The organism is Enterobacter cloacae complex sp. FDA-CDC-AR_0132 (genome assembly GCF_003010695.1).
GTDB classification, from domain to species: domain Bacteria; phylum Pseudomonadota; class Gammaproteobacteria; order Enterobacterales; family Enterobacteriaceae; genus Enterobacter; species Enterobacter ludwigii.
The window spans coordinates 3,965,205-3,987,662 of record NZ_CP027618.1; the positions used below are offsets into that span (position 1 = coordinate 3,965,205).

Annotated in this window: 20 protein-coding genes; 10 read left to right on the forward strand and 10 right to left on the reverse strand. The window is 52.9% G+C overall.

Features of this window, described 5'->3' with window-relative positions; genetic code table 11:
* Positions 1-13 precede the first annotated feature (13 nt).
* Complete coding sequence (locus AM379_RS19200; RefSeq protein WP_047955582.1) at positions 14-2,194, forward strand: type I secretion system permease/ATPase; 2,181 nt, start codon at positions 14-16, stop codon at positions 2,192-2,194.
* Positions 2,191-3,366 carry an HlyD family type I secretion periplasmic adaptor subunit gene (locus tag AM379_RS19205; protein ID WP_032678119.1) on the forward strand — a complete coding sequence of 392 codons (1,176 nt, stop codon included), beginning with the start codon at positions 2,191-2,193 and terminating at the stop codon, positions 3,364-3,366. Before AM379_RS19200 ends, AM379_RS19205 begins: the two co-directional genes overlap by 4 nt.
* Positions 3,367-3,401: 35 nt before the next feature.
* On the opposite strand, the gene AM379_RS19210 is transcribed toward AM379_RS19205, so the two are convergent.
* Positions 3,402-4,286 carry a MarR family transcriptional regulator gene (locus AM379_RS19210; protein ID WP_032678120.1) on the reverse strand — a complete coding sequence of 295 codons (885 nt, stop codon included), beginning with the start codon at positions 4,284-4,286 and terminating at the stop codon, positions 3,402-3,404.
* A 291-nt stretch (positions 4,287-4,577) separates the two neighbouring features.
* On the opposite strand from AM379_RS19210, the gene AM379_RS19215 reads away from it, so the two are divergent.
* Positions 4,578-6,041: an EAL domain-containing protein gene (locus tag AM379_RS19215; protein WP_032678121.1), complete on the forward strand. Its 1,464-nt coding sequence runs from the start codon at positions 4,578-4,580 to the stop codon at positions 6,039-6,041.
* A 32-nt stretch (positions 6,042-6,073) separates the two neighbouring features.
* On the opposite strand, the gene AM379_RS19220 is transcribed toward AM379_RS19215, so the two are convergent.
* The 4 genes from AM379_RS19220 to AM379_RS19235 all read right to left on the reverse strand — a co-directional run bounded on the left by AM379_RS19220 (position 6,074) and on the right by AM379_RS19235 (position 8,675).
* Entirely contained in the window at positions 6,074-6,346 is a 273-nt protein-coding gene (locus tag AM379_RS19220; RefSeq protein ID WP_014169987.1) for a DUF883 family protein, read from the reverse strand.
* A 119-nt stretch (positions 6,347-6,465) separates the two neighbouring features.
* The gene (locus AM379_RS19225) at positions 6,466-7,134 is read right to left on the reverse strand and encodes an epoxyqueuosine reductase QueH (RefSeq protein WP_020884202.1); all 669 of its coding nucleotides are present in this window, start codon (positions 7,132-7,134) and stop codon (positions 6,466-6,468) included.
* A gap of 416 nt (positions 7,135-7,550) precedes the next feature.
* On the reverse strand, positions 7,551-7,847 hold the full coding sequence (locus AM379_RS19230) for a contact-dependent growth inhibition system immunity protein (protein ID WP_050595736.1): 297 nt from the start codon (positions 7,845-7,847) through the stop codon (positions 7,551-7,553).
* 3 nt (positions 7,848-7,850) lie between these two features.
* Entirely contained in the window at positions 7,851-8,675 is an 825-nt protein-coding gene (locus AM379_RS19235) for an RNase A-like domain-containing protein (RefSeq protein WP_032679680.1), read from the reverse strand.
* A 1,066-nt stretch (positions 8,676-9,741) separates the two neighbouring features.
* Between AM379_RS19235 and AM379_RS19240 the strand changes: the two genes are divergently transcribed.
* The 3 genes from AM379_RS19240 to AM379_RS19250 all read left to right on the forward strand — a co-directional run bounded on the left by AM379_RS19240 (position 9,742) and on the right by AM379_RS19250 (position 13,022).
* Positions 9,742-10,017, forward strand: a complete 276-nt coding sequence (locus AM379_RS19240; protein WP_014169989.1) for a metal/formaldehyde-sensitive transcriptional repressor — start codon at positions 9,742-9,744, stop codon at positions 10,015-10,017.
* A 33-nt stretch (positions 10,018-10,050) separates the two neighbouring features.
* The gene (locus tag AM379_RS19245) at positions 10,051-11,169 is read left to right on the forward strand and encodes an S-(hydroxymethyl)glutathione dehydrogenase/class III alcohol dehydrogenase (RefSeq protein ID WP_014169990.1); all 1,119 of its coding nucleotides are present in this window, start codon (positions 10,051-10,053) and stop codon (positions 11,167-11,169) included.
* 161 nt (positions 11,170-11,330) lie between these two features.
* The gene (locus AM379_RS19250) at positions 11,331-13,022 is read left to right on the forward strand and encodes a methyl-accepting chemotaxis protein (protein WP_106504094.1); all 1,692 of its coding nucleotides are present in this window, start codon (positions 11,331-11,333) and stop codon (positions 13,020-13,022) included.
* Between the two features lie 57 nt (positions 13,023-13,079).
* Here the strand turns inward: AM379_RS19250 and AM379_RS19255 are convergent, their stop codons facing one another.
* The 4 genes from AM379_RS19255 to AM379_RS19270 all read right to left on the reverse strand — a co-directional run bounded on the left by AM379_RS19255 (position 13,080) and on the right by AM379_RS19270 (position 18,192).
* The gene (locus tag AM379_RS19255; protein WP_106504095.1) at positions 13,080-15,461 is read right to left on the reverse strand and encodes a glucose/quinate/shikimate family membrane-bound PQQ-dependent dehydrogenase; all 2,382 of its coding nucleotides are present in this window, start codon (positions 15,459-15,461) and stop codon (positions 13,080-13,082) included.
* Positions 15,462-15,743: 282 nt separating this feature from the next.
* Entirely contained in the window at positions 15,744-16,667 is a 924-nt protein-coding gene (locus AM379_RS19260) for a LysR substrate-binding domain-containing protein (RefSeq protein WP_014169993.1), read from the reverse strand.
* 186 nt (positions 16,668-16,853) lie between these two features.
* Positions 16,854-17,738 carry an SDR family oxidoreductase gene (locus AM379_RS19265; RefSeq protein WP_014169994.1) on the reverse strand — a complete coding sequence of 295 codons (885 nt, stop codon included), beginning with the start codon at positions 17,736-17,738 and terminating at the stop codon, positions 16,854-16,856.
* A gap of 64 nt (positions 17,739-17,802) precedes the next feature.
* Positions 17,803-18,192, reverse strand: a complete 390-nt coding sequence (locus AM379_RS19270; protein WP_020884197.1) for a YdeI family stress tolerance OB fold protein — start codon at positions 18,190-18,192, stop codon at positions 17,803-17,805.
* 138 nt (positions 18,193-18,330) lie between these two features.
* Here AM379_RS19270 and AM379_RS19275 point away from each other — a divergent pair, with 138 nt between their 5' ends.
* Genes AM379_RS19275 through AM379_RS19290 form a run of 4 tightly spaced genes read left to right on the forward strand, consistent with a single transcriptional unit; the run spans position 18,331 to position 20,824 of the window.
* Positions 18,331-18,834 carry a hypothetical protein gene (locus tag AM379_RS19275; RefSeq protein ID WP_032678124.1) on the forward strand — a complete coding sequence of 168 codons (504 nt, stop codon included), beginning with the start codon at positions 18,331-18,333 and terminating at the stop codon, positions 18,832-18,834.
* 9 nt (positions 18,835-18,843) lie between these two features.
* Complete coding sequence (locus tag AM379_RS19280; RefSeq protein ID WP_020884195.1) at positions 18,844-19,290, forward strand: DUF421 domain-containing protein; 447 nt, start codon at positions 18,844-18,846, stop codon at positions 19,288-19,290.
* An 11-nt stretch (positions 19,291-19,301) separates the two neighbouring features.
* On the forward strand, positions 19,302-19,820 hold the full coding sequence (locus AM379_RS19285) for a 2-oxo-tetronate isomerase (RefSeq protein ID WP_014169998.1): 519 nt from the start codon (positions 19,302-19,304) through the stop codon (positions 19,818-19,820).
* Between the two features lie 17 nt (positions 19,821-19,837).
* Complete coding sequence (locus AM379_RS19290; protein WP_025204235.1) at positions 19,838-20,824, forward strand: SDR family oxidoreductase; 987 nt, start codon at positions 19,838-19,840, stop codon at positions 20,822-20,824.
* On the opposite strand, the gene AM379_RS19295 is transcribed toward AM379_RS19290, so the two are convergent.
* Positions 20,825-22,450 carry an alpha-amylase family protein gene (locus AM379_RS19295; protein ID WP_020884193.1) on the reverse strand — a complete coding sequence of 542 codons (1,626 nt, stop codon included), beginning with the start codon at positions 22,448-22,450 and terminating at the stop codon, positions 20,825-20,827.
* Positions 22,451-22,458 lie beyond the last annotated feature (8 nt).

Here is a 22,458-nt window from a genome sequence, read left to right on the forward strand (position 1 = left end):
ATTTCACAACATTATGAAGACACATCCACAGTACGAACCCTGGTTGCAGGGCATGCTCATCATCGCGAAGCACTATCGGCTGGACTTCTCGGCAGAGCATGTTCGGGTCACGATTAACCATGAAAGCCAGTCTCCACGCCAGTTGGTGCTGGAAGAGATGGCACGCCAGCTTGGGTTAGGGATGCGTATGGTGGCGGCCGACGCGGTCTCCCTCGACCCGTGGCGTTTACCTCTGCTTGCGGAATTTACCGGCGGGCAAATCGCGGTCATTAACCGCATGGACAGCGAGGGCAACGTGAGCCTGCAGTTCAGCGGTGACGGCGGCCTGGAGACGACGCTGACGCGTGAGGCGCTGTGCTCACGGTTAACAGGACTGCTGGTGCTGCGCCCGCTCGAGTCCACGCCGGATGCCCGAGTGGATGATTACATCAAACCGTATGAGAAAAACTGGTTCTGGCAGCTGGCCCTGAAGGACTGGCGACGCTACAGCGATATTATGCTGGTGGCGCTGGTCGCTAACGTCCTGGCCCTTTCCGGCATGGTCTTTTCCATGCAGGTGTATGACAGGGTGGTGCCCTCGCAATCGGAAGCCACGCTGTGGGTACTGTTTGGCGGCGTGATGATCGCCATTGTTTTCGAATTCATCATGCGCATGCTGCGCGTGCACATTTCGGATGTGGTGGGTAAACGCGCCGACCTGCGTATTTCTGAACGCGTTTTTGCACACGCGCTGCGGATTAAAAACGGAGCCCGCTCTAAGTCAACCGGGTCGTTTATTGCCCAGATCCGCGAGCTGGAGTCGGTTCGTGAACTGATCACGTCCACCACCATTGCGGCCATCTCCGATCTGCCATTCTTCCTGCTGTTTGTGTTCATTTTGTGGATGATTGGCGGACCGCTGGTACTGGTTGTCCTGCTTGCCGTGCCGCTGCTGCTTATCCCGGGCCTGCTGGTCCAGCGCCCGCTGGGCAAACTGTCCAGCGAAGGGATGCGCGAGTCTGCCATTCGTAACGCCACGCTGGTGGAAGCGGTTCAGGGCATTGAAGACATCAAGCTGATGCGCGCTGAACAGCGCTTCCAGAATCAGTGGAATAACACCAATGATGTTGCCGCTAACGTCGGCATGAAGCAGCGCTGGCTGACCGGGCTGTTGCTGACCTGGACGCAGGAGGTGCAGTCGATTGTGTATGCCGTGGTGCTGCTGGTGGGGTGCTACCTGGTTATCAGCGGGGACATGACCACCGGTGCGCTGGTGGGGACCTCTATTCTCGCGTCGCGGACCATCGCGCCGCTGTCGCAAATTTCAGGCGTGCTCTCCCGCTGGCAGTCGGCGAAAGTGGCGCGTAAAGGACTCGACGATCTGATGCAGCGCCCGATTGACGATCCTCAGCAGGGCAAGAAGGTGCATAAAGCCCATCTGCGGGGGGATTATGCGCTGGAAGAGGTGGGGTTCTGGTACGACGATGAAGAAAAACTCACCGTTCTGAACATCAGCAAACTGCAGATTCGCGCCGGTGAGCGTGTGGCGGTGCTCGGACGCAACGGCTCCGGCAAAAGCACGCTGCTGCAGCTGCTGGCAGGGATGCAGGAGCCTCAGCAGGGCAGCATTCTGCTGGATAATATCGCGTTGAACCATCTGGACCCGGCTGACGTGCGCCGCGACATGCAGCTGCTGAGCCAGCAGGCGCGGCTGTTCTTTGGCTCCGTGCGGGACAACATTCTGATGGGCAACCCGCTGGCCACCGACGATGAGATCCATCAGGCGCTGGTGAACAGTGGTGCGCTGGAGTTTGTCCGCAAACAGAAAATGGGGCTCAACTACATTATCAACGAAGGCGGTGCGGGCCTGTCCGGCGGGCAGCGTCAGGCGTTATTACTGGCTCGCGCCCTGATCACCTCTCCGAACATTTTGTTGCTGGATGAACCTACCGCCTGGCTTGACGAGATGAGTGAGAAGCAGTTTATCCAGCACCTTAAACCGTGGTTGGGCAAGCGCCGGACGCTGGTGGTCGCGACCCATCGTCTGCCTATTCTGGAACTGGTTGACCGTATCATCGTGCTGGAAAACGGCAAGGTGATCATGGATGGCCCGCGCGACGCAATTCTTCGCCAGCACGGTATGGCGCCGCAAAAAGCCTCACAGCGTACCGTGACCATGAAACCGACACCAGTAGCAGAGGAGGGCGTAGCATGACTGATTTCTCTCGCGTCAACAGCCGCCTGAAGGAGCCACGCTTGCCGCGGTCAACCTGGGTCGCCTGGTCGCTGTTCGCCCTGCTGGCGGTATTTATCACCTGGGCAAGCCTGTTCAGCCTTGATGAGGTCACCACCGGTAGCGGCAAGGTGATCCCCTCTTCGCACGAGCAGGTGATCCAGTCCCTCGAAGGGGGCATTATTCACAGTTTGCTGGTGCGTGAAGGCGACATCGTTGAGCGTGGTCAGCAGCTTGCACAGCTTGACCGGACGAAAACCGAATCAAGCGTGCTGGAAAGTGAATCGCGCCTGAATGCCGCGCTGGCAACTGCCTCGCGTCTAAAGGCCGAAGTGAACGACACGGCACTGGCTTTTCCGGCAGAGCTGGATGATGACGTTGAGCTGGTCAAACAGGAAACGGCGCTGTATCAGTCTCGTCGCGAAAGTCTTGAGAAAGGGCTGGCGGGGTTACGGCAGGGGGCCGAACTGGTGCAGCGTGAGCTGTCGCTGACCCGTCCGCTGGTGACGCAGGGGGCAGCCAGTAAGGTGGAGGTGTTACGTCTTGAGCGTCAAAAAAATGAGCTTGAGAACAAAATCACCGAGATGAAAAACCAGTATTACGTTCGCGCCCGTGAAGAGCTGGCGAAAGCGAACGCGGAGATTGAAGCGCAACGTTCGGTGATGAAAGGGCGTGAAGATTCGTTGACCAGACTGACCTTCAATGCGCCGGTGCGCGGGATCGTTAAGGATATCGACGTGACAACCGTGGGAGGGGTGATTCCGCCAAACGGCAAGCTGATGAGCCTGGTTCCGCTTGATGACCAGATGGTGATTGAAGCGAAAATCTCGCCGCGCGATGTCGCCTTTATTCATCCGGGACAAAAAGCGCTGGTGAAAGTGACCGCCTATGACTACTCCATTTACGGTGGGCTGGAGGGCGAGGTGACCATGATTTCGCCGGATACGCTTCAGGATGAGGTGAAAAGGGATGTGTATTACTATCGGGTCTATATTCGCACTGACAGTAACCATCTGACCAATAAACAAGGCAAAGCCTTCCCGGTGTTTCCGGGGATGATTGCGACCGTTGATATTAAAACAGGCAATAAAACGATTCTGGATTATCTGTTGAAACCGCTTAATAAGGCGAAAGAGGCACTGCGGGAACGGTAAGCAAAGGGCGTTCGGGAAACCGAACGCCAGAAACATTATACCGTCGACGTTACGTTAACAACGTGGCGTCGTTCTTTAGGAACGACGTTGATATAGTGAGTCACATAGGCGAAGTATAATCCGGCATAGTTTTCGACCAGTTCTATAAACGCCGGGTAAATCGACATCTGGCCATCACCCTGATCTTTAAGATAACCCGCCTCTTGCGCCGATTTGATAATACGGTTGACGTGGATCCGTGAAACAAAAAATTCTTTAGCCAGTAAGTTGGCTGAATAAGGTATGACTGCGCCATGTACGGTTTTATTTTTTATAGCCTGCAGGTAAAGATATAACATTATCATTCGCCCTCCGTCTTTATCAATAAACAATCCCACTTCAGGCAAAACCTTCCTGAACGTTAATCCCCTGAAAAGGTATTCCGCTGCGCGACGGAAAAAGTTATTTCGCAGGATGTCGTTATCCAGCAGATTAACGTTGATATTAAACTTTGGGAAAAGAATACTTACCGGCAAAAATGCGCCGGACATGTAGCGTTTAAGTTCATTAAGTCCCTTTTCAGTCGGTGCGATTCTCGTTTTGCGTCTGTCTTCACTGCAGCGCCAGGTCTTGATGCGCCCGGTGGTTCTGAGCAAGGTGATGATCGCAATCACACTGTTGGGGCTGGCTATTTTATAACGGGAACATAATTCTTTAATTTCTGATACTGACTCAGCCTGATTTCCAAAGATAAAACAACACATGGAAAGAATAATGTTGAACCGTGATTCCTGAAGCATCGTTTTGTAGAACAAAGGTTGTTTTTTGTAGATGGCGTCATTAATGGTGTAGTGCTCTGTTATTGCCTCACTGAATCGCGGATTGTTTTTAATGACATCCCTTCGATGTAGCAAGGCCCTGGATGAGATATGATTATCCATAGCGTTTGTCTCTTATATGAATGAGCCGATAGATGAAGTATCCAGTCTTCTTTCGGATTTTTCATTATACCTTGAGATTGACATATTTACCGTTATTATTTGATGCGAATTTTATATTTATACTGCATATGGATACAGGCGGTGATTAACACAAAGATGTTCTCGTTAGTCACGTTGATAACGGTTTCTTAACCTGATGGTGTACTGTAAAATTATTATCAACAACAGGGTTTTTTTATATTTTGTTACATTCACAAATGGGATATGTGTTCTTGTGCCCAGGAGCAGGTTATGACCCAAAATATTTCTTTCAGAAATGCTGCTTTTTATGAGCAAAAATTTGTCATCTCAACCTGCCATTTCACATTTCAGGGGTACAGTCTGTTACTCAAACAGTACGGTATAGACGCTTCGCACGTTCGTTTTGAGGGGGATGAACCTTCCCGGCAGGATCTGGAAAATATCCTTAGCAGTCAAAACGCTCAAATCTCGGTGTTTCTCGGAAAAGGTGTGGTCTCTCTGCTGGAGAGCCTGAAGCGACTCGCTTGCGTGCTAAATAAACTTCCTGTTATTCGAAAGGTAACCCTGTACGGGGAAATGCCGGATGGCTGGCTGTATCGAACTCTGGGGAATCTTTTAAATAATACTTTCCAGCTTTCATTGATTCGTATAGCCAGCGTGTCTGATGTTATGACCTGTTTTCGTATGCATAATGACGTATTTAAGGATAACTCACGTTCATTGCGTGACCAATACTGGGGGTTGTCTTATCAGGAAAACGTAAAAGGTTTAACCGAAAGAGAGGTAAGCGTTTTATTAAATTTTTATCGCGGAATGTCAGTGAAAGAGCAGTGTGAAAAAATGGGGCTGTCTAATAAAACGGTTTATACTCATCGTAAGGAAGGGGTGAAAAAATTGCACCAGATCCGACGCTGGCTGAAAGATCCGCATGCCTTAAGAATGGAAGGAAGCACGGAACGGTTAACGCAAAAAGAAAGTCTCTCTGCCAAAGAGACGGCGATTTATAATGCATTGCTAAAAAGAGAGATATTCCCTGCGTATCAGATCATAACCGATCGTTATAAGAAGGGGGTGGGGTTTGAGATACTCATTCGCTGGAATAATAATGGTAAAATTATCAAGCCAGTTAATTTTCTTACTGATATTTCAAGCCAGGAAATATGGCTAAAAATTACTGCGCTAGTGATTCATGCTGCGGTGTCAGGTATTAATAAATATAACGGTAAATATTATTTTTCCGTCAATATCCCCCCGCGACTTGCCTCGGGTAATGCACTTCCCGACATGGCCAAAAAGGCTGTGGCGATGCTGCTCAATCCGCAGTGGGCCGACAAACTGGTCTTTGAATTTGCGGAAGATATTGATGTGACCAAGGATAGAACGATCCCAGAAACCATGCGGCGTTTACGCAATACCGGGTGCCGGCTGTTTCTCGATGACTGCTTTTCCAACCATCAAACCATGTTCCCGGTAAGGCAGGTGCATTTTGATGGATTAAAGCTTGACCGGGATATCGTCGAGCATTTTGTGGCGAATGATAATGATTATAATCTTATTAAAGCGATACAGATATACAGCGATATGACCGGTACGGATTGTATTGCTGAAGGGGTGGATAGCGAAGAGAAGTTTGAGAAATTAGTCGCCCTTGGGGTTAAAAGCTTTCAGGGCTATTATCTGTCGCGGGCGGTGAAAGAAGACGAATTAGATCGCATGGTCAGATTGTTTAGCTAAAGCGCAAAAATAAAGCCCCGAAGGGCCTTTATTTATTTTCGACCCAGTAACAGGCCGAGAACAATACCTACCGCCCCCGCAGCAATTAAACCCGTCAGGGGATTGTTTCTCACCGCTTCAGTGACATCGGAAACGGCGTCGCTGGCCTGTGCGGCATATTTCTTGGCAGCACCTTTAACCTGATGCTTAGGGGAGTCAACGAAATCGCCAAACTGCTGCTGGGCTGAGCCTGCCAGTTCATCGAGTTTATTTTTCGCTTTGTCTTCTGCAAACTGTGTATTTTTATCAGTATTGAAATCAGTCATTTTTGCCTCCTTGTGTTGATAGTATAAGGATAGCCTCTCTTTTGCGTTTTAAGGGACGCAGGGCGGAAATTGGCACAAAATCCTCCTGTTTTCGGATATATCTCTATGCCATAAACCCTTTATTTCTCATTCTCATCCTGACCGTAATACAGTTTCCCAATCCGGATAAGCGGGCGGCCCTGAGACTTGCGGTGCAGGTTACTGTCCCTGAGCGAATACACGCACCCGCAATATTCCTGCTGGTAAAACTGTTCCCGCTTGCTTATCTCAATCATGCGCGAGGAACCGCCCTGTTTGCGCCAGTTGTAGTCCCAGTAGACCATCCCCGGATAGCGCGCTGCCGCACGCTGGCCGCAGTCATTTATCTGCTGCATATTCTTCCAGCGGGAGATCCCTAATGAACTACTGATGACGCGAAAACCATTTTCTGCCGCATACAACGCTGTGCGTTCGAAACGCATATCGAAGCACATGGTGCAGCGGATGCCGCGCTCGGGTTCCCATTCCATGCCCTTAGCGCGTTCAAACCAGTTATCGGTGTCGTAATCGGCATCGACAAACGGCACGCCGTGTTTTTCCGCAAAGCGAATATTCTCCTCCTTACGGATGAGGTATTCCTTTTGTGGATGAATATTGGGGTTATAGAAAAATATGGTGTAATCAATTCCCGAGGCCTGGATGGCTTCCATCACTTCTCCCGAGCAGGGTGCGCAGCAGGAGTGCAGCAGCAGTTTGTCGGCACCGTCTGGCAGGGTAAGTTGAGGGCGGATAAAGGGGGTTGTACTCATCGTATCAACTCTATGTGAATGAAATTTATTGAATTGTAGTCCCGTAATCGAAGAAAGTGAACGTTCAGGGCAAACCCCAACCTTTGGTTCAGCAACTCTGCATGTTCCTCATCAAACATTTTTATGCCGTATAGATACCTGGTATACCCCGACCTGGCTTGTGATGAAAGAGCGGTCAGTGCCCAACATGTCTAAGTGTGCCATGACTGGTGAGGTGTACGTCGGCGGATAGCATCTTCTTTTTGACCCCTATGTCAGAGACATACCCAAACGCGCATAAGCACGCAGGCTCTGGTTGCCTGAAGGAATGGTTCGAACTGAGTATTAGATGGTAGAAGGTTTTATCGCAGGGTGTTTGGCGATGCTGGATTTAACTTGAGATGGATAATTAACTCTGAAAGGGCCTGAAAAGGCCCCTACTTTTTAACATCAAGATAATGGGAAGCCTGCGTCGATATCATTGTGAGAAACTGCTTTGCGGTAATACCCCATAAAGATGGGTCAAAATCGAACCTATACAAGTTAAGAAATTCCAGTTCCACATCATCATTTTTGTTGATGAAATTATGGCAATCCTCAATTAGTCCCTTTGCATATTCAGGTCCTTCGGATTTCAAATACTCTTCCATCACCTCTTCGATCGTCTCGCCGAACAGGTCGTAATCCTGGTTAAAGTAAGCACCCATTAGATGATCTAAAAATTTATTAATCATGATTTATCTCAGTACCGGGAATGCAGTCAGTACGTAGTACGGCTTGTTGTTATACAACTGGCACTCAAGAACGACACGCATTTTATATGACTTGATTATGGGGCCAGTCGCAGACTCTATGCCGAAGCCAACTTCTTTGCCTGCAAAAAAATCGAGGTTCAATTTTGAGCCAGTTCTCGCAGTTTTGGCCCAGTTATTTATATAAGAGGAATTGAATTTCAGTGCCTGGGAAATGGCATCTTCAGCTATGCGTCTGTTATAAAAAGTGCTGCTTCCAGATAGCGTGGGTCTGTTAGCCATACGTGTTCTGAGATCTGCTTCACTTAAACCTACATGGCGAGAGAGTGTATGCCCACCGGGTTTATATCCAGATGCAGATTCATGCTCAATAAGCCTAATTCTTCCGACGCGCACTGATGCGACACGGACAGCTCCGAGAGCAAGGCCAAAAGCTACGGGAACGGCAATATCGACGGTCAGACCTATATTAATTGCGGTCTTTTCATCAGCACCAAGACGGCGAGCTGTATCAACAGCTAACTGGTATGCTGCTGTTCGGGTATCTCGACCAGAAATAGTCTGGTCAATAGCTGCATTGAGGCTATCGAGCCCATGCGCACCAACAACAATGCAGGCTGCTTTAGTCAGCGTAGTTGGGTCTGGTGCTGCGCACAAAATTGTCGCGCCGGCCAGTTCAACAGTACTCATTGCCACACCGAGTCCGCCCAACAACCGATTCTGCAGTGTCTCTGCTTCAGTTACTGTTTTATCAGACAACACTGCAGCCATCTGAACCGGTGACATAACTACCTGTAATCCTTCACTCATACCCATACTCCGATGAAGATATTCCTCGATAATAAGAAAAATTAGTGCGTTACGCAAAAAGTGTTCTAGTGTGCAAAGCGTAGTCTCTTCAACACACCGAGTGATTATAGATACACTGCCTTGAGGGGTATTCTAAGGCTCCCATCAAGTCACCTCGTATTCCCCTGATCCTGCGACGACTCGCAGCAATCATGCATTGACCGAAGGAATAAATTCGACATAATTTATTTCTGTGGTGAATCCTCTCTGAAGAGAGGGCGTTCCGGACTACTGCTGTCCGCAGGTATGCACGCGTCTTTGCTTACCAGGGGAGAGTTACTGGGATGCACCCGACACCACGATTCTTTCTTTAATTTTTTATCCCATTGGAAGGGTATAGAGTGCACAAGTTTAATTCCTCTCTTCTTGCGATTTTTTTGCTGACAGGTTGTAGTTCCGATCTGGTTCTCAGCCCACCTCAAAAACCTGAATACAAGGCTATGCCAGAGATAACCCAGTCTGTGACGCCATCCCAACAGCGTGCGATCATGGCTGGCGAGAGGCCTGATTGGTCAGAAAGGACGCCAGTCGGCACCATGAAACGATATTGATAAATACCTAACGACCAGGGCTGCCATTCGGTGGCCTTTTTTTATTGTGATGAATGCGCGGGATGTGATGGCCGCAGCCAAAACGCAGAAGGCATGGTGAAAACGTCCCTGCGCCTGGCGTTGATAATCACCAGACGTGTGGAATGCAACTGAATCAAGTTAAAAATACCCGTGATTTTTAGCTAAAAAATGACCCGCTTAGGCGGGTTTTTTTACGTCCGGAGGAAACGTGGTGACAGATATATTAACCTGGTGAACCCAGATACGGGCAGAAAGGGAAGGGAAGTTTAGCCACACGATTCGTTCTGCATCCTTTGGTCGTGGTTATGAGCAAATCGCAGGAGATGAACTAACCCTGAGCAGCAATTCTGGCTGATGACCCCCTCAGCTAACTACACGATAACCACGTCAAACCTAATGTTTACATAAAGCTGCTTTCAAAGATACAATACCCCCCTATAGTATCAGGAGGGCGTATGCCGCATTCACCCGCAGATAAAAAACGTATTCTGACGCGCGTCCGCCGCATTCGAGGGCAGGTTGATGCTCTTGAGCGTGCACTGGAATCGGGCGACCCCTGTCTGGCCATCCTGCAGCAAATTGCCGCCGTGCGCGGTGCTGCGAATGGGCTGATGGGCGAAATGGTTGAAATTCACCTCAAAGATGAGCTGGTGACCGGGGAAACAACGCCGGACCAGCGGGCCGTTCGCATGGCAGAAGTCGGCCATTTGCTGCGCTCTTATCTAAAATAAACCCACAGACCTCACAATAAGGGAAGAGACATTATGAAATCTCGCGCTGCTGTCGCATTTGGCCCCGGCCAGCCGCTCAAAATCGTTGAAATCGACGTGGCTCCGCCGAAGAAAGGCGAAGTCCTGATCAAAATTACCCATACCGGCGTGTGTCATACCGATGCGTTTACCCTTTCGGGTGACGATCCTGAAGGCGTGTTCCCGGCGGTACTCGGCCACGAAGGCGGCGGGATTGTGGTGGAAGTCGGCGAGGGCGTGACCAGCCTGAAACCGGGTGACCATGTGATTCCGCTGTACACGGCAGAATGTGGTGAGTGTAAGTTCTGTAAATCCGGCAAAACTAACCTCTGCCAGGCGGTTCGCGCTACTCAGGGTAAAGGTCTGATGCCAGACGGTACCACTCGCTTCTCCTATAACGGTGAGCCGATCTATCACTACATGGGCACCAGTACCTTCAGCGAATACACCGTGTGCGCGGAAATTTCGCTGGCGAAAGTGAACCCACAGGCGCCGCTGGATAAAGTTTGCCTGCTGGGCTGCGGCGTAACCACCGGGATTGGCGCGGTGCATAACACCGCAAAAGTGAAAGAGGGCGACACCGTTGCGGTGTTCGGTCTGGGCGGTATCGGTCTGGCGGTTATCCAGGGGGCGGTGCAGGCGAAGGCGGGTCGTATTATCGCTGTCGATACTAACCCGGAGAAATTCACACTGGCAGGCGAAATGGGTGCCACTGATTTCGTGAACCCGAAAGACTACGATAAGCCGGTTCAGGATGTGATCGTTGAGATGACCGATGGCGGCGTTGACTTCAGCTTCGAATGTATCGGTAACGTTAACGTGATGCGTTCCGCGCTTGAATGCTGCCACAAAGGCTGGGGTGAGAGCATCATCATTGGCGTTGCCGGTGCGGGCCAGGAGATCAAAACCCGTCCATTCCAGCTGGTGACCGGCCGTGTGTGGCGTGGTTCAGCGTTTGGCGGCGTGAAAGGGCGCACCCAGCTTCCGGGCATGGTGGAAGATGCAATGGTCGGGAAAATTCAGCTCGACCCGTTCATTACCCATCGCCTGCCGCTGGAGCAAATCAACGACGCGTTCGATTTGATGCACGAAGGTAAGTCCATCCGTACCGTGATTCACTTCGGCGACAAGTAACTCTTCTGCCAGCGGTTTTTTTGCCGCTGGCGTTTCCTGCATAATCTTCTCTAAAGTGTGACCTGCCTTGCGCTTTTAGCCGTAAGCTAATCTCCAGCCGTGCCGATGACTATTTTACAGGCGTGTTTTTACGCATCTTACCTACAAGAGAGTCGACGGTCATGGACAACACAACAACGATGCAGGCGCAGCGCACGCTGAGCTTTTTGCATCATATCAGGCTGGTTCCGCTGTTTTCCTCCATTCTCGGTGGCATTATTTTGCTGTTCGCCTTGAGCTCAGGTCTGGCGGGCTATTTCCTGCTGCAGGCAGACGCCGATCAGCAGGATGTCACATCAGAAATTCAGGTGCGTATGGGGCTGTCGAACAGTTCTAACCATCTTCGCACCGCGCGTATCAATATGATCCACGCTGGCGCGGCCAGCCGTATCGCCGAGATGGATGCAATGAAGCAGAACATCAGCGAGGCGGAAAAACGTATTAAGCAGTCTCAGGATGGCTTTAACGCGTACATGAACCGCCCCGTTCGTACGGCGGAGGATGAAGCGCTGGATGCCGAACTGAAAACACGCTTTGACGCCTATATCGCGGGCCTTCAGCCGATGGTTAAATTTGCCAAAAACGGCATGTTTGAAGCGATCATTAACCATGAAAACGAATCCGCCCGCCCGCTGGATGACGCCTATAACGCCGTCCTGCTGAAGGCGATTAAGATCCGTACCGACCGGGCCAATGCCCTGACGGCGCAGGCGCACAGCCGCACGCAGTTGGGCCTGATGTTTATGGTCGGGGCGTTTGCCCTGGCGCTGGTGTTGACCGCGCTGACCTTTATCGTGCTGCGCCGCACGGTCATCAATCCGCTTCAGCGTGCTGCCACGCGAATCGAGAACATTGCGAAAGGCGACCTGACGATGCCGGATGATGTCGCCGGGCGCAGCGAAATTGGCCGACTGACGCGCGACCTGCAAACCATGCAGCACTCGCTGGAGACCACGGTTGGCACCGTACGCCAGGGGGCGGAAGAGATCTATCGCGGAACCAGTGAAATCTCGGCTGGCAACACCGATCTCTCATCCCGTACCGAACAGCAGGCGGCCGCCATTGAGCAGACTGCCGCAAGTATGGAACAGCTGACCGCGACGGTGAAACAAAATGCCGATAACGCGCACCATGCCAGCAAGCTGGCGGAAGATGCCTCCGGTAAAGCCAGCCGTGGCGGCCAGATGGTCTCCGGCGTGGTGAAAACGATGAGCAATATCTCCACCAGTTCGAAGAAGATCTCTGAGATTACTGCGGTAATTAACAGCATTGCGTTCCAGACCAATATCCTGGCGCTCAATGCGGCAGTAGAAGCAGCGCGTGCGGGTGAACAAGGACGCGGCTTTGCGGTGGTGGCGAGCGAAGTGCGTACCCTGGCGAGCCGAAGTGCAAATGCCGCGAAAGAGATTGAAAGCCTGATCAACGAGTCGGTTTCCCTGATCGATCAGGGTTCCGGTGAAGTGGTCGCCGCGGGCAACACCATGAACGACATCGTCGATGCGGTGAAACGCGTCACCGATATTATGCTGGAAATTGCCGCCGCCTCCGACGAACAGAGCCGCGGCATCGAGCAGGTCAGCCAGGCGATTTCGGAGATGGACAAAGTGACGCAGCAGAACGCCTCGCTGGTGGAGGAAGCCTCTGCGGCGGCGGCCTCCCTGGAAGAACAGGGCGCGCGTCTGACCGAGGCAGTCGGGGCATTTCGTCTGAGTGGCGCAAAGCCTGGCCGACCGGTCTCGTCTGCGCCGGCGGCGAAAAACGCACCTTTACGTCCTGCGCCTGCGGTGTCGGGTGATAACTGGGAAACGTTCTGAGTCATCCGGGGTAAACGGGTGAAAAAAAAGGGACCGTCAGGTCCCTTTTTTATGGCGTTACTGCTTATCCGGCAGCGCGTAGGCAATCACGTAATCACCGCGATCCGGCGACTGACGGGCACCACCCGCGTTAATGATGATGTACTGTTTACCGGTTTTCGGTGAAACATAGGTCATCGGTCCGGACTGGCTACCGACCGGCAGACGGTCTTTCCAGATCTCTTTCCCGGTGGCGGTATCAAACGCGCGCAGGTAGAAATCCTGGGTGCCGGCAAAGAACAGCAAACCGGACTGGGTAGCGAGTGACGCGCCCAGGGTCGGCATACCGATTGGGATCGGCATATGCATACGAATGCCAAGCGGGCCAGTATCTTCCACCGTACCGACCGGAACCTGCCACACCAGCTTGCCTGATTTCAGGTCAACGGCTGACATGGTGCCAAACGGTGGCTTCTGACACGGAATGCCCAACGGCGACAGGAAGCGTTCACGCATAGCCCCGAACGGCGTACCGTCCATAGGCACAATACCCATCTCAATGCCGCTGGCGTTTTTCGCCACGTTGGCACGCGGTACCATGTAGTTAGCCAGGCCCAGGCGCATATCGTTCACGAACATCAGGCTGTTGTTCGGGTCGATTGAGACGCTGCCCCAGTTCATCCCGCCAAGGGAGCCCGGGAACTGCAGGGAACGGTCGAGACCCGGTGGGGTGAAGACGCCCTGGTGACGCATCTCTTTAAACTGAATGCGGCACAGCAGCAGGTCTACTGGCGTCGCCCCCCACATATCCGATTCGGTCAGCGTCTGGTTGCCAATCATCGGCATGCCAACAGAGTACGGTTGGGTCGGGGAGTAACGTTCACCTTCAACGTTACCGGCCGGTACCGGGCGCTCTTCCACTTTCGCCACGGGCTTGCCGGTTTCGCGGTTGAGCATAAAGATCATGCCCTGCTTGCTGGTCTGCACCAGCACCGGCGTGGTGCCACCTTTACCGTCGGGTAAATCGTACAGCAGCGGCTGGGAAGGGAGATCAAAGTCCCACAGGTCGTGGTGGGTGGTCTGGAAATGCCAGCGCACCTGACCGGTGGCGGCGTCCACCGCCACGATGGAGGAGCTGTACTTGTCATCCAGCGCCGTACGCTCACCCGCCCAAAAATCTGGCGTGGCGTTGCCGGTTGGCAGATAGATCAGGTTCAGTTTTGCATCGTAAGACATGGCAGACCAGACGTTCGGCGTGCCGCGTGTATAGGTCTGTCCTTCCGGTGGGAGGCCGGTCAGTTGCGGATTACCCGGATCCCATGCCCATGCCAGCTTACCGGTATGAACGTCATATGCACGCACGACGCCCGGCGGTTCGCCGGTGGAGAAGTTATCCGCGATACGACCGCCGACCACCACCACATTCCCCGCGACCAGCGGTGTGGAGGTCTGCTGATAGTAACCCGGCTTGATTTCCCCCATCCCGATGCTCAGGTCAACGGTGCCACGATCGCCAAAGTCTTCACAGACCTTGCCGTTATCCGCATTGATAGCAATCAGTCGCGCATCGGTGGTCGGCAGGAACAGACGACGAGGGCAGGCCGCAGGCTGTGCATCTGCCTGTGACGTTGTCACGCTGCTGTGGTCTTCAAAATAACCCAGACCGCGGCAACGCTGCCAGTTCGGTGCCGAGGCTTTCGCGTCGTAACGCCATTTCTCTTTACCGGAGTCGACGTCCAGCGCCAGGACTTTACTGTACGGCGTACAGACATACAGCGTGTCGCCAATTTGCAATGGGGTGTTCTGATCTTCCGCACCGGAGCCGTTGCTCTGAGGAATATCCCCCGTGTGGGCAACCCAGGCCACCTTCAGATCTTTCACGTTTTGTTTGTTAATTTGATCGAGGGCGGCGAAGCGGTCACCGTGGGTGGTATTGCCCCAGTGCGCCCAGTTTTTCTGCTCCTGACCCGGTGCGACCGGTTTTACCGGTACCGGCTCATTCGCCACCACCAGCGTTTGCGGCTTGAACATCCAGCCGAGGCTCACCAGCATCACGACCGCCAGAACGGCCGCGACGCCAAACGCCGGTGCTTTGTTCGGGGCGTTGTGGTTTGCGGCGCGCATAAACGGCCAGACGATGGCACAGAGGAAGGCCAGCACGGCAAACGTAAAGAGGCGCGAGAAGAGCGGCCAGAAATCCCATCCGGCATCGCTGACGGCCCAGAACAGCGAGGCGATAAACGCGATGCCATAGAGGACGATCCCGCTGGCGCGGTTGATGAAAATCAGGACGGCGGCAATCACCATCGCCACGCCCATGATCAGGAAGTACCCACTTCCGCCTACGGTAACAAGCTTTAAACCTAAGCCGCCAACAGCCAGACCGATGAGCGTCATCAGTCCGACAAGGAGCCACTGCAGGATACGGGGTATCCCACGTGGCGCGCTGCCAAATGCCATTTCTGTCTCCTTTAAATCCCCCGCGTTGCGGAACGGTGCCGAATATGTACCAATTGGGTAATAATCGCGGAGGGGGATGAGGTTTTATACGGTTTATCCGCATTATGTGCGGTTGAATTCCTGTTTAACAAATAGTATGCGAACCATTTGGTGAATTCGCGGCTATGATAAAACTGTTAAATTGTTTTACGCAATTGTTAATGGATGATTTCGCATTTTTTGACCACAGAAACAAAAAACCCGTCGACAGGACGGGTTAGTGGTTGAGGTTGTAAAGGCGTCTCAGGCAGGCATGGATTTGCGGATGGCGCTGAGCAGCGTCTGCGCACCCGGGGAGAGCGGGGTATCCACGCGGGTTAATATACCGATAGGTTCGCCCGCACCTGGCGACGTCACCGGCAGTGCGGTAAGCGTGCCCTGGCGGAGATCATCTTTCACCGCGCCGGAGGGAACGAACCAGACGTAATCATAATCCACCGTAAGCTGGCGCGAAAGCGAGGCTGACAGCGTTTCGATGCAACCTGAAGGCAGTGAGCAGCCCTGCATCTGCAGCAGTGTCTCGGCGTTCTGACGCGGAACGGTGCCTTTTGGGGATACTACCACCGGCCACTCCATCACGCGGCTTAACGTCACCGTATCCTGCAGAAGGGGGTGACCGGGTCGCACGACCAGCTTCAGGGATTCCAGGAACAACAGTTCGTAGTTAAGCCCGCCCATAAGCTCGGGGTCGGACATGCGCCCGATACCGAGATCCAGTTCGCCGGATTTTAGCCCGGCGAGCAGCATGGTGTTATTCATGGTGGCAACCTGAATAGTGGTATGCCGCTGATGTTTGTGGAACTGTCCAATGACCGGAGGCAGAATGCCGAGCGCCGCCGTTGGCAGGGCACCCACGCGCACAATCTCCGTGGCGTGCTCCTCTTTGCGGTTGAGCGACTGTCCGGCAGTATTCAGCGCATCGAGAACCTTGACGGCGTGCGTCAGGAATTGTTCACCCACGAGGGTGAGTTGTGCCCCCAGCCGACCGCGGTCGAAGAGACGGGTTCCGGTGAGTTGTTCCAGCTCGTTCAGCGTTTTGGAGAGCGCAGGCTGGCTTAGGTTGAGAGTTTCAGCCGCTCGCCCCAGCGTTCCCTGTTGAGCGACGGCCACAAATGTATGCAAATGGCGCAAGCGTATGCGCTGACTGAACAGACCATTTTTTTCCATAGGCGATGTTAAAAACAGAGCGATGCGGGTGACAAGCTAAGTTGTTTAATTTTGATAACTTGATAGCAAAATATTTTTAACATTTGATCTGTTTGAGTTACAACATGTTTTTTGGCAGGGGGGAGAGGAAGAACGTCCTTGTTCTTTTCGTGCACATTGAGAGCGTTACGTCAGTGTATAGCCGGGTTAAATCACGCCATCACCGCCGTCAGAGCACCATACCTGACCGGAGGTAAATGAACATTCATCCGAGGCCAGCGTGACATAGAGCGGTGCGATCTCAACAGGTTGACCCGGACGCCCCAGCGGGGTATCACCGCCAAACTCTTTCACTTTTTCCATCGGCTGGCCGCCGCTGGACTGCAGCACCGTCCAGTAAGGACCCGGGGCAACCGCGTTGACGCGTATTCCTTTTGGCCCAAGCTGTTTCGCTAAGGATTTGGTGAATACCGCCAGACAGGCTTTTGTCTGGGCATAATCCAGCAGCACAGGGCTGGGCTTAACCGCCTGGACCGAGGAAGTATTAATGATAGAGGCCGACGGTTTCAGATGGCGCAGCGCCGCTTTGGTTATCCAGAAAGGCGCATAGACATTGGTTTTGAAGGTCGCGTCAAAATCTTCCGTGGTAAGCTCTTCAAGGGATTCACGGTATTGCTGACGACCAGCGTTATTCACCAGAATGTCCAGTCCCCCCAGTTTGGCCACCGCCTCTTCTACCAGATTCTGGCAGAACGTCTCGTCACGTATGTCACCCGGCAGCGCGACGGCAATGCGTCCTTCCGCTTTGATAAGCTCAATGACGTCAACCGCGTCTTTCTCTTCTTCAGGCAGATAGTTAATTGCGACGTCAGCCCCTTCACGGGCGTAAGCGATCGCGACTGCGCGACCAATACCGGAGTCACCTCCGGTGATCAATGCTTTCTTGCCGGCAAGGCGGCCATGCCCTTTATAGCTCGTTTCCCCGTGGTCGGGTACGGGTTGCATTTCTGATGCCAGTCCCGGCGGCGTTTGCGGTTGCTCCGGGAAAGGGGGTTGCGGGTAAGCGTTCTGACGTTGTGTAGTATCACTCATAGCTGACTCCTTAAGCCAAGGGGTGAGATTTGATGGATAGTTGCAGCGTTAACGCTTCGCTGAATTATTTCTGCAAATGATCGACGCGCACGACAGGCGGCGATGATTTCTTATCAAGCGATCCGTTGATACTGATCATCTGATCGGGTTTTACTGTTCTGCCGTCGAATACTGCCTGGGGAATAATAACGTCTATTTTTCCGGTTTTATCCTGGAATACAAACTTATCGCCGCTACCGTCAATAAGGTTCCCGCGTAATGAAATAGTCGCACCATCATGCATTTCTTTTGCATGATCGATGGTCATAATTCGTGCATCATCGGTTCCACGATAACCGCTATCCAGTGCGTGCGGCGGTGGCGGTGCTTCACCTTTTTGTAACCCGCCGTTATTATCTGCCCATGCGGCCGGTACCAGAAATATCAAAAAAGCGGAAATAAGCGATAATTTCATCTGATATCCTTCATTTTGTGTGTCTTGACTTATTAAGTATTGTTGCTATTCCTTTATGTGGCAAATGTGATAAGTCTTAAAAACATTCGCTTTTGAAATCAAAAATATCGGTTAATAAGCGAAACGGTGATAGCCGCCATGAAGCGTCAAAGTGATAAGTTACCTGGGATAGATGAGAATTACCGATTGCTGACGTTTGAATATGGATTTCGTCAGGTGGGTTTTATTGTCCTGCTGGCCATTATCGTTGCGGCGATAGCGGGCTTCTTTTCAAGTGGAGTGGTGAGTGATACGCAAAGAACAAACTCGGCAAAGTCGCTGACCATCAACTACGAGCGCTTTGGCCGACGCCAGACGGAGTCGAAGATCCACCTTTCATTCCCGGTCAGAACAGAAGGGAAATACACCCTGAGTGTGACCAGCGAGAGCAACGATGTTTACGAGCCAGGAAGCGTTTGGCCGCAACCGGACAGCATGTTCAGTCGCGGGAATACGCTCTTTTTTGTGTATAACAACCTGAAAATGTCCGACAACTTCTCTGTCTTACTTTTCACGACCCCTGCACGCGCAGGTAAATGGGACAATGTCGTTCGCATAAACAACGAGCCGGAAATCCCTTTCTGGCAATTTATTTACCCGTAGGAGGCTGATATGGATATGGTCTTTCGTGCGCTGGCTATTTACCTGTTCCTCGTCGTGGTATTTAAAGTTGCCGGACGGCGCGCTTTGCTGCAGATGACCAGCTTTGATCTGATTCTCCTGTTAATTATCAGTGAGGCGACGCAACAGGCGCTGCTCGGGGAAGATTTTTCGGTCACCGGCGCAATGATTACCATTACCACGCTGGTGGTAGTGGATATTATCTTTGGGATAATGAAAAAATATTTCTCACCGGTAGAAAATATTCTTGATGGCACTCCGGTGATATTGGTTGAGAACGGCGTGCCGTTAGCAGATAAACTCAAAAAAGTCGACGTTTCCTGTGATGATATTCTGGTATCGGCACGCCAGAATAATGGTGTTACGCAGCTGAGTGAAATTAAATATGCCATTCTTGAGCGCAATGGCCATATTTCAATCATTCCTTTTGAGAAGTAAGAGGCCACGAAATGAGCAACCTTCACCATGATAACAATTATACCGTCGCCGAACTGACCAAAAAAGTGGCGAGCAAATTGACAGACCTAGGGCTTCGCTTAACCACGGCAGAATCCTGCACCGGCGGAAAACTCTCCGTCGCCCTTTGTGCTGAAGAGAACACGGCCGAATTTTATGATGTCGGCCTGGTCGTGTTCAGTGACGGCGCAAAAGAGCGCATTCTGGGCGTGCGTCCTGAGACCCTTGAACGGTATACGGCCGTAAGTGAACAGACGGTAACCGAAATGGCCGCCCGGATCCTGGAGATTGCCCAGGCGGATGTCAGTATTGCCATCAGCGGTTATGCCGGGCCAGAAGGGGGCGACGATGGCACGGCGGCAGGGACCGTTTGCTTCGCCTGGAACCTTCGCGGACACACGGAAACCCGTACCGTCCTGTTTTCCGGCGACTGCCAGGATGTGGTAGAGAAGGCGGTGCAGTATTCATTGTCTGAATTAGTGACCAGATTATCCGGCTGGGATAACGAGTAAATTAACGCGGAGGTTCTATGGCTGTGATTGTCATTACCGGCGGTACGGCGGGTGTGGGAAAGGCAACGGCGCTGCACTTCGCAAAGGCAGGCTACGATGTGGGGATTATTGCCCGCGATGAGACAAGCCTGCACTCGACCCAGGAGGAGTTAACGCGTTTTGGCGTCAAAGCCTGTGCGGTACAGGCGGATGTCGCCGACAGCCAGGCGGTGGTGGACGCGGCAAACGAGATTGAATATCGTCTCGGCGCGATTGATGTGTGGGTTAACAATGCGATGGGTGCGGTGCTGGCACCGTTTCGTACCCTGACGCCGGATGAATTTCGCCGCGTCACTGACGTGACCTATCTTGGCTTCGTAAACGGAACCCGCGCCGCGCTGGAATTGATGGTGCCACGCGATCGCGGCGTGATTATTCAGGTCGGGTCCGCGCTGGCCTACCGCTCGATCCCGTTGCAATCGGCCTACTGCGGCGCCAAAGCGGCGATTCGGGGATTCACCGATGCGGTGCGCACGGAACTGATGCATGAGAACAGCCGGGTGCAGCTTTCAATGGTGCAGATGCCGGGGCTGAATACACCGCAGTTTGACTGGGCAAGAAACAAATTCGCCTGGGCTATGCGTCCGGTTCCGCCAGTGTTTGAGCCTGAAGTTGCCGCGAGCGCGATTTTTAAGGTCGCGCAAAAACCGGTGCGCGAACTGTGGGTGGGCAGCAGTACCATTCAGTCGATCGTCGGACAATTCCTCTTCCCGGGTTTCCTGGACCGGCTGATGGTGAAGAAGGCCTGGGAAGGTCAGATGACTGACGATCTGAATGACCGGGATCGCCAGGATTATCTCGACCAGCCGGTCAACGACCTGCACAAAATCCATGGGCGTTTTACCCCGGAAGCGAAAAACCGCGCCACGGCGATCACGTCAGGTGTGCCCGGGAAAGTCCTGTTAGGCTCCCTCGCGGTGGCGGGCGTTGTGCTGACGCGGCTCATGACCCGGCGTAAAAGGTAATCAGCGCAGCGCGCTACGGTTAGTCCAGAACCAGCGATAGCCGTAGCCGCTGAGGGTAAGCTGGACGGTTTTGCCACAGATCAGCGCGTCGTCATAGCGTTTATCCGCCAGGCAGGCGGTCCAGGTGGCGTGACGGATCCCGCGGGCGGTAAACTGGACCGGCTTGTCGCTAAAGTTAACGAAGGTCAGGATACTGCGCGCTTCGGCCTCGTAATAAATGCCCAGTACCGCGTCATCATCAATATTGATGAGACGAAACGGTGCGACAGCAATCTCCGGAAATTCAGAGCGCGTATTGGCCATGTCGATGATCCGGTGCAGCAGGGAATTGCGGTGCAGCAGGGAATCGGCCACGTTGATTTTCTGATAACGCCAGGGACCGCGATCGATGATTGGGGCGATAAACCGCTCAGGATCCGCTGCTGAAAAGCCACCGCCCTCTGACCCCGCCCACTGCATTGGCGTACGCACGGCATAGCGCTCTTCCAGCGTCAGATCATCACCCATGCCAATCTCATCGCCGTAGCGCATGACCGGCACGCCTGGGAGTGAGAAGAGCACCGCGTGGCAGAACGCCAGCCGTTTTTGATCGCCCTTTAACATCGGTGCCAGACGGCGTCGTATCCCGCGCTGGTAGACGTTCATCTCTTCGTCAGGGGCGAAGGTGTCGACCACAATCTGTTTCTCTTTTTTACCGATCCCTTCCAGATCCAACTCATCGTGGTTGCGCAGCCAGTTGGCAAAGCAGCACGAGTCAGGCGGGACAATCATCTTCTTTATGGCATTGCGCAGCGGTCGGGCGCTTTTCCTGGCAAGGCTGACGTAGAAATACTTATTGAGCCAGAAATTCAGCACCAGATTCAGACGGTTATTTTCGCCGAAATAGTCTTTATACGCCTCCACGTCGACGTCCACCTCACCGAGCAGGATCGCTTCCGGATTACGTGCTTCAATAAGGCGGCGCATATGCTCCAGGATCCATAACCCCTTTTTCTCGTCACCGCCGCCTGCCTGCGCGGTCAGGTGCGTTGCGGCATCAAGGCGAAATCCCGACACCCCGAGCTTGAGCCAGAAGAGGATAATATTTTCGATCTCGTTGAGCAGCGCGGGGCAGGTCAGATTCAGGTCGGGCTCGTGGTGATAGAACATATGTCGGTAGTATTGCCCGGCCTCGTCATCCCATGTCCAGACGCTCTCTTCCACGCCGGGAAACATCGGGGAGGTATCGTCCTCGTTATTATCCGACCAGATATAGTAGTCACGAAAAGGTGAAGTTGGGTTGCGGCGCGCCTGCTGAAACCAGGGATGGGCGTCCGAGGTGTGCTGAATCAACAGCTCAATAATGACCTGCATACCCAGCTCCCGGGCCTGTTCAATAAAGGCGATAATGTCGGCCAGCTTTCCGAAGCGAGGATCAACCTGCAGATGGTCGCTGACGTCGTAGCCTTCATCCAGAAACGGGGTGAGGTAGAAAGGGGTGATCCAGATAACCGTCGCCCCCATGCGGCGAATGTAGCGCAGCTTTGCGCCAATCCCGGCGATGTCCCCGCAACCATCGCCGTTTAAATCATAAAAGAGTGCAGTATCAATCTGATAAATAATGGCTCGGGTATGCCAGTCTGCCATAGTTCACC

Excerpts from the sequence above, each read along its gene's own strand:
- AM379_RS19200 (WP_047955582.1), top strand. The coding sequence starts at position 14 with ATGAAGACACATCCACAGTACGAACCCTGGTTGCAGGGCATGCTCATC.
- AM379_RS19205 (WP_032678119.1), top strand. The coding sequence starts at position 2,191 with ATGACTGATTTCTCTCGCGTCAACAGCCGCCTGAAGGAGCCACGCTTG.
- AM379_RS19210 (WP_032678120.1), bottom strand. The coding sequence starts at position 4,286 with ATGGATAATCATATCTCATCCAGGGCCTTGCTACATCGAAGGGATGTC.
- AM379_RS19215 (WP_032678121.1), top strand. The coding sequence starts at position 4,578 with ATGACCCAAAATATTTCTTTCAGAAATGCTGCTTTTTATGAGCAAAAA.
- AM379_RS19220 (WP_014169987.1), bottom strand. The coding sequence starts at position 6,346 with ATGACTGATTTCAATACTGATAAAAATACACAGTTTGCAGAAGACAAA.
- AM379_RS19225 (WP_020884202.1), bottom strand. The coding sequence starts at position 7,134 with ATGAGTACAACCCCCTTTATCCGCCCTCAACTTACCCTGCCAGACGGT.
- AM379_RS19230 (WP_050595736.1), bottom strand. The coding sequence starts at position 7,847 with ATGATTAATAAATTTTTAGATCATCTAATGGGTGCTTACTTTAACCAG.
- AM379_RS19235 (WP_032679680.1), bottom strand. The coding sequence starts at position 8,675 with ATGAGTGAAGGATTACAGGTAGTTATGTCACCGGTTCAGATGGCTGCA.
- AM379_RS19240 (WP_014169989.1), top strand. The coding sequence starts at position 9,742 with ATGCCGCATTCACCCGCAGATAAAAAACGTATTCTGACGCGCGTCCGC.
- AM379_RS19245 (WP_014169990.1), top strand. The coding sequence starts at position 10,051 with ATGAAATCTCGCGCTGCTGTCGCATTTGGCCCCGGCCAGCCGCTCAAA.
- AM379_RS19250 (WP_106504094.1), top strand. The coding sequence starts at position 11,331 with ATGGACAACACAACAACGATGCAGGCGCAGCGCACGCTGAGCTTTTTG.
- AM379_RS19255 (WP_106504095.1), bottom strand. The coding sequence starts at position 15,461 with ATGGCATTTGGCAGCGCGCCACGTGGGATACCCCGTATCCTGCAGTGG.
- AM379_RS19260 (WP_014169993.1), bottom strand. The coding sequence starts at position 16,667 with ATGGAAAAAAATGGTCTGTTCAGTCAGCGCATACGCTTGCGCCATTTG.
- AM379_RS19265 (WP_014169994.1), bottom strand. The coding sequence starts at position 17,738 with ATGAGTGATACTACACAACGTCAGAACGCTTACCCGCAACCCCCTTTC.
- AM379_RS19270 (WP_020884197.1), bottom strand. The coding sequence starts at position 18,192 with ATGAAATTATCGCTTATTTCCGCTTTTTTGATATTTCTGGTACCGGCC.
- AM379_RS19275 (WP_032678124.1), top strand. The coding sequence starts at position 18,331 with ATGAAGCGTCAAAGTGATAAGTTACCTGGGATAGATGAGAATTACCGA.
- AM379_RS19280 (WP_020884195.1), top strand. The coding sequence starts at position 18,844 with ATGGATATGGTCTTTCGTGCGCTGGCTATTTACCTGTTCCTCGTCGTG.
- AM379_RS19285 (WP_014169998.1), top strand. The coding sequence starts at position 19,302 with ATGAGCAACCTTCACCATGATAACAATTATACCGTCGCCGAACTGACC.
- AM379_RS19290 (WP_025204235.1), top strand. The coding sequence starts at position 19,838 with ATGGCTGTGATTGTCATTACCGGCGGTACGGCGGGTGTGGGAAAGGCA.
- AM379_RS19295 (WP_020884193.1), bottom strand. The coding sequence starts at position 22,450 with ATGGCAGACTGGCATACCCGAGCCATTATTTATCAGATTGATACTGCA.